The sequence below is a fragment of the Fluviicola sp. genome (assembly GCF_030151805.1).
Taxonomy (GTDB): domain Bacteria; phylum Bacteroidota; class Bacteroidia; order Flavobacteriales_D; family Crocinitomicaceae; genus Fluviicola.
In genome coordinates, this window is record NZ_JASLCN010000370.1 from 1 (window position 1) to 7,910 (window position 7,910).

The window sequence follows — 7,910 nt, forward strand, 5'->3', positions numbered from 1 at the left end:
CGGTGAATTATTGGGAGCTCACATGATCGGAGCAAACGTTACGGAAATGATCGCTGAGATCGTTGCAATCCGTAAATTGGAAGTAACAGGTCATGAATTGATTAAAACAGTTCACCCTCACCCTACCATGTCTGAAGCAATAATGGAAGCAGCAGCAGCAGCATACGGAGAAGTGATCCACTTGTAAGAAATCTGATCTTAAAAATACAGAGCCGTTCCCACCAGGAGCGGCTTTTTTGTTCCCTACAATTTCGCATTCGAAGTCCATCAGAACTCATTCCTGTAGCTATCGGAACGTAATTCGAGTATCCCGCAACATGTCAGTCAGGATGTATCGGGAACACAGCGGCAAAATAGTATCGGAAACGACATGCAGAATCAGCTTCACACACCTGTGAAAAACACCATCCTCAAAAAATGTCCAAAAACCACTCAAAACCGCGTCTGAATACCTCAAGTATGGATAGAGTATAGGTAGAGTATGGGTAGAGTATGGATACAGTATAAAAATGTTATAAATTCAACACACGCTTTTAGAGCATTTTGACACCAATTTACCCATATCAGTCTCAATTCCTGACTCCGTTAGTCTTGACTCCTGTCTCCTACCGGTTCAATTACTCTTCTCAAAAATGCGCAATTCCCAATTCGGCATTCGACATTCATAATTCGCAATCAGATTCCCCATGATCAACAATATGTTTTGTATAAAGGATTTAAAATCATAACTTGATCAGATAAACAATAATCACTACGATATGAAACAAGTTCTACTATTCTTATTTGCAGGCGCATGGAGCATGCATACATCTGCACAAGTTTTAACAGATCCTTCTTTAGAAACCAGCGGCCCGGCCAATTCTCCCTGGTCTTCTACTTCCTCAAACTTCGGAACATCATTTTGTGATTTGGCAAGTTGTGGAACCTGTGGTGGCCCCTGTGTTCCCAACACCGGATTATGGTACGCATGGTTCGGAGGAACTACGAATGCAGAAACAGGTACAATCGCCCAAGGTTTTAATGCAACAACCACCGGAGCCGGAACCTTAACTTATTATCTGAAAGTTCCGATGAAAGGTGCTATCGGCGATACGCTTTCCGTTCTATTGGACGGTGTTGCTATCAGCAAAACAAATACGGTCGATTCCATCGGTGCATACCAGGAAACAACCCTGAATGTCGGAGCAATTACAATGGGTTCACACAATCTCACAATCCGCTTTCAAAAACAAGCAAGTGCCGCAGTTGTAAACGTATTGGTTGATGATATTCAATTAACGATCGGAGGTACTGTGAGCGTTGAAGAAATTGATTTCAGTAATGGAATTCAGATTTCCAACAACATTGAATCCGGAGAAATTACGGTGGCATACAACTTCAATGAAAATCAAAACGTGCGTTTATCCGTAACAGATATTACAGGTAAAGTGGTGTACAACGGTCAATTTAGCGATCAAACAGCCAACCAGCACATCATTCATTCGAACGACTGGTCTTCCGGAATGTACAATGTTACTTTAACATCCGACAAAGGTTTGGTAAAAACCAAAAAAGTGGTGGTAAACTAATTGGATCAAAGTAAAAATAACTGAAGGTTGGAGCTACGATCTATCGCAGCTCCTTCTTTTTTTCAATCATTTTCTTCCGTTAAAAAATATTCAGCCAAACTCCCTATTTGTTCATTTCACAAAATGATACTCCAACTACTAAATACGTTCAGGAATTCTCATGTTCCTGAACACGCGATAAATATCCCTTCATGGACTTATTCGCCACATTCAAAACCACTGTAACCCGACTCAATTTTTATTGAAATTGTAAAACAAATCATTTACCTTAGATACACTTATTTTTAAAATTTCGATCAGTTCTCTCATTTCCCCGCATAGATCCGACTGATTGAAATCTTTGAAAAAGTAATTGGTAGCAAACTAAACACAACTATTTATTCATGGCCTCACTCAATCCGATTACAGGTGCTTTGGGCGAACAAAAAGCTGCGCATTTACTGCGTCGTGCTACTTTAGGACCCAGATTGCAGGATATCTCCAATTTTTCAGGAATGACGGCGCAAGCAGCATTTACTGCTCTTTCACAAAGCCAAACAATTCCCCCTCTTCCGATTGATCCATTAAACGGAACGGATTGGGTATATCCGAATACGATGGATCCGAATCAATTCGGAACAACGTTATCCGATTACACGCGCAGCTGGTGGCTGGAAAATATGCGGGCTTCAGAACCCAATCTCACAGAACGGATGATCTGGTTCTACCACACACATTTTCCGATGATCATGAGCCGGATTGAAGGAAATCCGCAGTTTGCGCTTGATTACTTGCGCTTACTCCGCTTTTACGCTTTAGGAAACTACAAAAACCTCACGAAGGCAATCTGTATCGACAATGCCATGCTGATTCATCTTGATGGAAATCTCAATATCAAAGGAGTTCCGCAGGAAAACTTCGCCCGGGAGTTTTTGGAACTGTTTACCGTTGGAAAAGGTGAAGAAGTGAGTTTGGGAAATTATACCAATTTTACAGAAGATGATGTAAAAGCATTAACTAAAGCATTAACCGGTTGGGGGATTGATCCGACCTTCCAGACCATTGATCTGGTAACGACTTTTCCAACCGGGAAAGTAAAAGGAAACGTAACAACATCTTCTCAGCACGATGTCGGTTCGAAACAATTTTCCGGAGCATTCAACAATGCAGTGATTCAAACAGGAAATGTGACCGGTTCAAATGCAGCCGTAACTGCTGTTTATACGGAACTGGATGATGTGATCAACATGATCTTTAATTCTCCTCACACCGCAAAACATATTTGCAGAAGAATCTACAGGGAATTTGCCTATTATGAGATCACGACGGAAATAGAAACCGACATCATTGAACCACTTGCAACGGTACTCGTAAATAACAACTTCGATATCCTTCCGGTCCTGGAAGTGTTGTTCCAAAGTGAACACTTCTATGACCTGGACACTCCGATTACGGAAGACAATAACATCGGTGCAATTATCAAATCTCCGGTAGACCTGGTGATCGGAACGATACGCCTCTTCAATTTGACGGTTCCGGATAAAACAACACAATTACCTGCACATTACGACATGTACAGCCAGCTGATCGGGCAGTTGAGTCTTCAGGGAATCGAATTGTTCGAGCCTTACGATGTGGCAGGTTACGAACCTTATTTTCAATATCCGGATTTTCACCGGTATTGGATTTCATCCAATTACCTGGCGAACCGCTACAAGTTTTCCGAATTACTGATTTCCGGTTTTACGGGAACAAGCGGTGTCTTACTGAAGCTGGATATAGTGGATTTCGTGGAAACGAACTGCTCCAATCCCGGCGATCCGACAATTCTTGTGCAGGAATTAGTCAAATGGCTATTCCCCATCACACTGGACACTGCCCGTTTCAATTATTTTAGAGATACCGTTCTGCTCGATCAACTTTCAGCAGCAAACTGGACAACAGAATGGAACAACTATGTCAATACCAGCAGTGATGTCAACGTGCGTTTGCAACTGGAATCACTTGCCATGGCAATGATGCAATCACCGGAATACCAATTATTTTAAACGACGCCCTATGGACAGAAGAGACTTTGTACGCATTTCCTCCTTAATGGGAACCGGAATGCTTCTGAAATTAAATGGTATTCCATTACACGCAGCCGAAGGAAACGGATTTCTGCATCAAATTGCCAAATCCAGTCTGAATAACAAGATCCTGGTTTTAATACAACTCCACGGAGGAAATGACGGTCTGAACATGGTCATTCCGATCAATCAGTACGGAAATTACTATAATTTACGACCGAATATCGCCATTCCTCAAAGTGGTTCACGGCAATACATTACACTCGACAATAATTTACCGGCCAACAAACAAGTTGGTTTGCATCCTGACATGGTGGGCTCAAAAGCCATGTACGACAACGGTCATATGGCCATTATCCAGAACGTTTCCTATGAAAACATGAATGGTTCGCATTTCCGCAGCCGCGATGTTTGGTTCATGGGTGGTGATTACAATGAGTATTTCAATTCCGGCTGGATGGGTCGTTATTTCGAGCATTTTTATCCGGATTATCCAATCGGTTATCCGAGTCCGACTGTTCCTGATCCGCTGGCACTTGAAATCGGAACAGGGGTTTCGCTTGCATTTCACCGGAACCAGGGAATTCCTGCCGGGCTTTCCATTCAGAATCCGGATGCATTTTACAACCTGATAAACAGCGTTGGAGCAGATCCGCCGGTGAACTTTCCTCCTACTCACGCAGGAGATGAAATTGAATACATCATGCAGATCGAAAAGCAGTCGAACAATTATGCACAACGCCTGAAAGATGTGTACAATGCCGGAGCGAATTCCGGAACGGTTTACCCGGATTTGTATCCGTATATTGCACCAAGTGGTGCGTTACACAATCCACTGGCACCGCAGCTAAAGATCATTTCACGTTTGATCAGTGGCGGAATCGGGACGAAGATTTTCCTCTGCAGAATCGGAGGTTTTGATACGCATGCCAACCAGGTGATTAATTCAAACACAACGATGGGATCTCACGCGGCCTTGTTGTATCATATTTCTTCTGCTGTGAAAGCATTTTACGATGATCTGGGAGCTTTAGGTCTGTCAGATCGTGTTCTGACGATGACTTTCTCTGAATTCGGACGCCGGGCTGCATCCAATGCCAGTTACGGAACCGATCATGGAAATGCCGCTCCGATGCTGGTTTACGGAACGTGTCTGAATCCGGGAGTTTATGGTGACAATCCGGATTTACAAAACCTTCAAAACGGAAACATCCCGCTTCAGCACGATTACAGGCAGGTTTTCAGTTCGGTGGTCAAAGATTGGTTCGGGGCTCCGGACACTGCAATCCAACACGTCAAATTTGAAGATTTTGTTGATAATCGTGTCGACTATATTCAATGTAAAGAATTGAGTACAAAAGAACTCTTCAAGGAAAATCTGTGGATGAAATGTTATCCGAATCCGGCAAATTCCTCGATCAATATCACGTACGCTTTGCAAAAAGAATCCGCAGTACACATTGAAGTCAAAGATCTTTCCGGTCGAACAATCGGCAAGATTTCCAATCCTCCGGGAGTTCCCGGAGAACATACGCTTGATTTCGATTTGTCGCGTTACGCAAATGGAACATACATCGTGACCTTTGTTGTCAATGAATCCGTTATTCTCACTGAAAAAGTAATCCTTTCCAAATAAACATGTTAAACAGAATCTTACTTTTCTTCTCTGTCCTGGTCTTCCCTTATTACGGGCAAAGTCAGAACTACACCGTACACAGGCAGCACAAGGTTTACATCGGGTTATCCGGTGGAATGAACTTCAGCAAGGCACACGTAACAAAAGATTACAGCTTGCTTGTCGGCACACCGCAATCGCCGGAAAATCCCGGAGAGAAATCTTATGAAAAACTCTTCAAAAATTCAGGATCACAAGTCGGACTCTACCTTTCTTTTTCCTTTACAAAGAAGTTTTCGATCGTTTTTCAACCTGCATTTCAAACCAGCAGTTTCAATTACCGGACGGCATATTCCTGGACCGATACGGTGAACAGTTCCAATTTTTCTATGGAAATGATGCATCAGCAAAAGTTATCCTGGGTAAATCTTCCCTTATTGGTGCGCTGGGATTTTACGATGAATCAGTTCTCCCCTTACATCCAGGCCGGGATTTTCACCAGCTTCCGCAATCATGCGAAGAAAACGATCTTTTATGATTACACGATTGATAAAAGTGTGGACAAAAAAGCAGCCGACAGAACACAGGAAGCTGATTTGACACAGCACATCAATAAAGCGAATTTCGGAATTTCCGCAGGTGCCGGATTGACTTTTTTCGCCAATTACTTTGCAATCAGCCTGGAGAGTAATTTTCGCTACGGATTCCGTTCAATTGTCAATGACAAAAACCGCTACGCGGATCATACCGGTTTCAGCGTTCAATACCTGGATGTGATGGATCAGTTGAAACTCATGAACCTGGATATTCAACTGTCGATCATGTTCCCGATTGACAATTCGATTTCCCTGGGAATCTTACGAAAAAGAAGACATTAATTGCATCATATACAACGCATTTTTTATGAAACTATTCATTTATTTCATCGTGATTTCAGGACTGTCGGTTTTCCTGTCAGCCTGTAAAAAGGATTCCAAACCGGAAGATTCTTTCATCAAAATTTACGATGACCAAAACGGCAACAAACATTTTTATCCTCTGAGTATGGCTGCGTCCGGTGAAGGATACCTCGTTTTAAGCGCGTATGACGGCTGGAGAATCCATTTGATGAAGATTGACAAGGAAGGTGAATTTGAATGGAACTACGAGCTTCCATCGAACTATGTCAATGCTATTCCAAATCTCATTCAGCGCAACGGACAAAACTACCTGGTTTGTATGGACGCGGTTGGTTTGTTCACCTATGTGTTGAAAATCGACGAAAGCAATCACTCGGTTGCGGAAGTTTCCAGCTTCCCGAATATTCTTTATCCGACGTATGCCTATAATTCCGGGCAGGACATTTACATTCAGAACTACAATCGCACGAGTTATGAAACCGGGATTCACCGCTTAACAAGCGATTTGGCAAGTATTTCACAATCCGGAAGCGTCAATATTTTTACCGATGTAGAAGAACGGATTGTGAATCACGTCACCTATAACGGAAACCGGATTCCGTTCTTTGTAAGTTCTACTCCTGAGCAGAATTACATTGTCATGAACGGGTTTTACAATTACAGTTTTTCACTAATCTTCCTGAACCCCGACCTGTCTTTTGCCGGAGTTTACAACGGAGCTGGTTTTAATGGCGGATTGGCAGCGATTTCTCCTTCCGGAGGCTCCCAGTTTTCATTGGCTCGTTTTTCATACGACAACCTGTATTACAACGCAGGTGCAGCGCTCACTCCTACCACCATTGATATCGCAGAATCTATTCCTGCTCAGGGTCAATCGGAACTGGATGCAAAGAAGCCCGTTCTGATCAAAGATGTGTCCATCAAAGGAAGTCAATACAAAGCATTTCTGTCTTCAACGAGAAGCAATCAGATTCTGTTGAGCATCTATTCGGGTGGAAGCCTTGTCGGGAAGAAATACCTGGGAAAAAACAATCCATATACCGTATCTGATTTTATTCAAACCGAAGACAAAGGATTAAACATCCTCATCCAGGCAAAAATTATGGGAAGTTTCGACCGCATTGCATTGATTAAATTATCGAAAGAACAGGTGGAAGCGATTGTAGATTGATCTTCGGACTTTGACGAAATAAAAAAGCCCCGACGATACATGTCGGGGCTTTTTACTTACTATATCTTTTTAGACTACCTGCAAATTATGCAATCGTTTCATCTAAGAAGCGATTATTTGAAGCAATCGTGAATTTTCCTTCATCGCGAACGAGATTGATATCCAAACGGCCTAATTTCAGCCCTCCGTAACCCACCTGGTTCACAAAAACTGCTTTTCCGTTCTTATTCTTAAACTCCTGCATTTCTTCCAGGAATGTATGCGTATGTCCTCCGATAATGACATCTATGTCTGAAGTGGAAGCTGCCAAAACTTTGTCCGAAACCTGTTTCGTGGTGGTGTATTCATAGCCCAAATGCGACAAACAAATAACCACATCGCAGCCTTCTTTTCGTAACAAATCAGCTTGTTTTTGCGCAGCCTGAACCGGATCCTGGTACGTCATTCCCTTCCAGTTCTCTTTTGGAACAAGTCCCTGAAGATCTATTCCCAAACCAAAAACTCCGATCTTAAATCCTCCTTTATGAATAATGGTATGTGGCAGAACGACTTCTGCAAGCGGTGTTGAACTCAGTTCATAATTGGCATTCACTACTTTGAACGAAGCGT

6 protein-coding genes and 1 pseudogene are annotated in these 7,910 nt (G+C 42.6%); 6 read left to right on the plus strand and 1 reads right to left on the minus strand.

The window, feature by feature from the left end; translation table 11 throughout:
• The 6 genes and pseudogenes from Q1V93_RS14055 to Q1V93_RS14080 all read left to right on the plus strand — a co-directional run.
• Positions 1–187: pseudogene (locus tag Q1V93_RS14055) on the plus strand (dihydrolipoyl dehydrogenase); the annotation flags it as partial.
• Positions 188–758: 571 nt separating this feature from the next.
• Positions 759–1,568: a T9SS type A sorting domain-containing protein gene (locus Q1V93_RS14060; RefSeq protein ID WP_300665547.1), complete on the plus strand. Its 810-nt coding sequence runs from the start codon at positions 759–761 to the stop codon at positions 1,566–1,568.
• Between the two features lie 383 nt (positions 1,569–1,951).
• Positions 1,952–3,595 (plus strand): DUF1800 family protein, encoded by a 1,644-nt coding sequence (locus tag Q1V93_RS14065; protein ID WP_300665548.1) that lies wholly within the window; start codon positions 1,952–1,954, stop codon positions 3,593–3,595.
• Positions 3,596–3,605: 10 nt separating this feature from the next.
• Positions 3,606–5,252, plus strand: coding sequence for a DUF1501 domain-containing protein (locus Q1V93_RS14070; RefSeq protein WP_300665549.1), 1,647 nt, complete (start codon positions 3,606–3,608; stop codon positions 5,250–5,252).
• A gap of 2 nt (positions 5,253–5,254) precedes the next feature.
• Positions 5,255–6,109 (plus strand): hypothetical protein, encoded by an 855-nt coding sequence (locus Q1V93_RS14075; protein ID WP_300665551.1) that lies wholly within the window; start codon positions 5,255–5,257, stop codon positions 6,107–6,109.
• A gap of 25 nt (positions 6,110–6,134) precedes the next feature.
• On the plus strand, positions 6,135–7,301 hold the full coding sequence (locus Q1V93_RS14080) for a hypothetical protein (RefSeq protein ID WP_300665552.1): 1,167 nt from the start codon (positions 6,135–6,137) through the stop codon (positions 7,299–7,301).
• Positions 7,302–7,386: 85 nt separating this feature from the next.
• Here Q1V93_RS14080 and Q1V93_RS14085 read toward each other — a convergent pair.
• On the minus strand, positions 7,387–7,910 hold a 524-nt coding region (locus Q1V93_RS14085), incomplete at its 5' end, for a metallophosphoesterase (protein ID WP_300665553.1).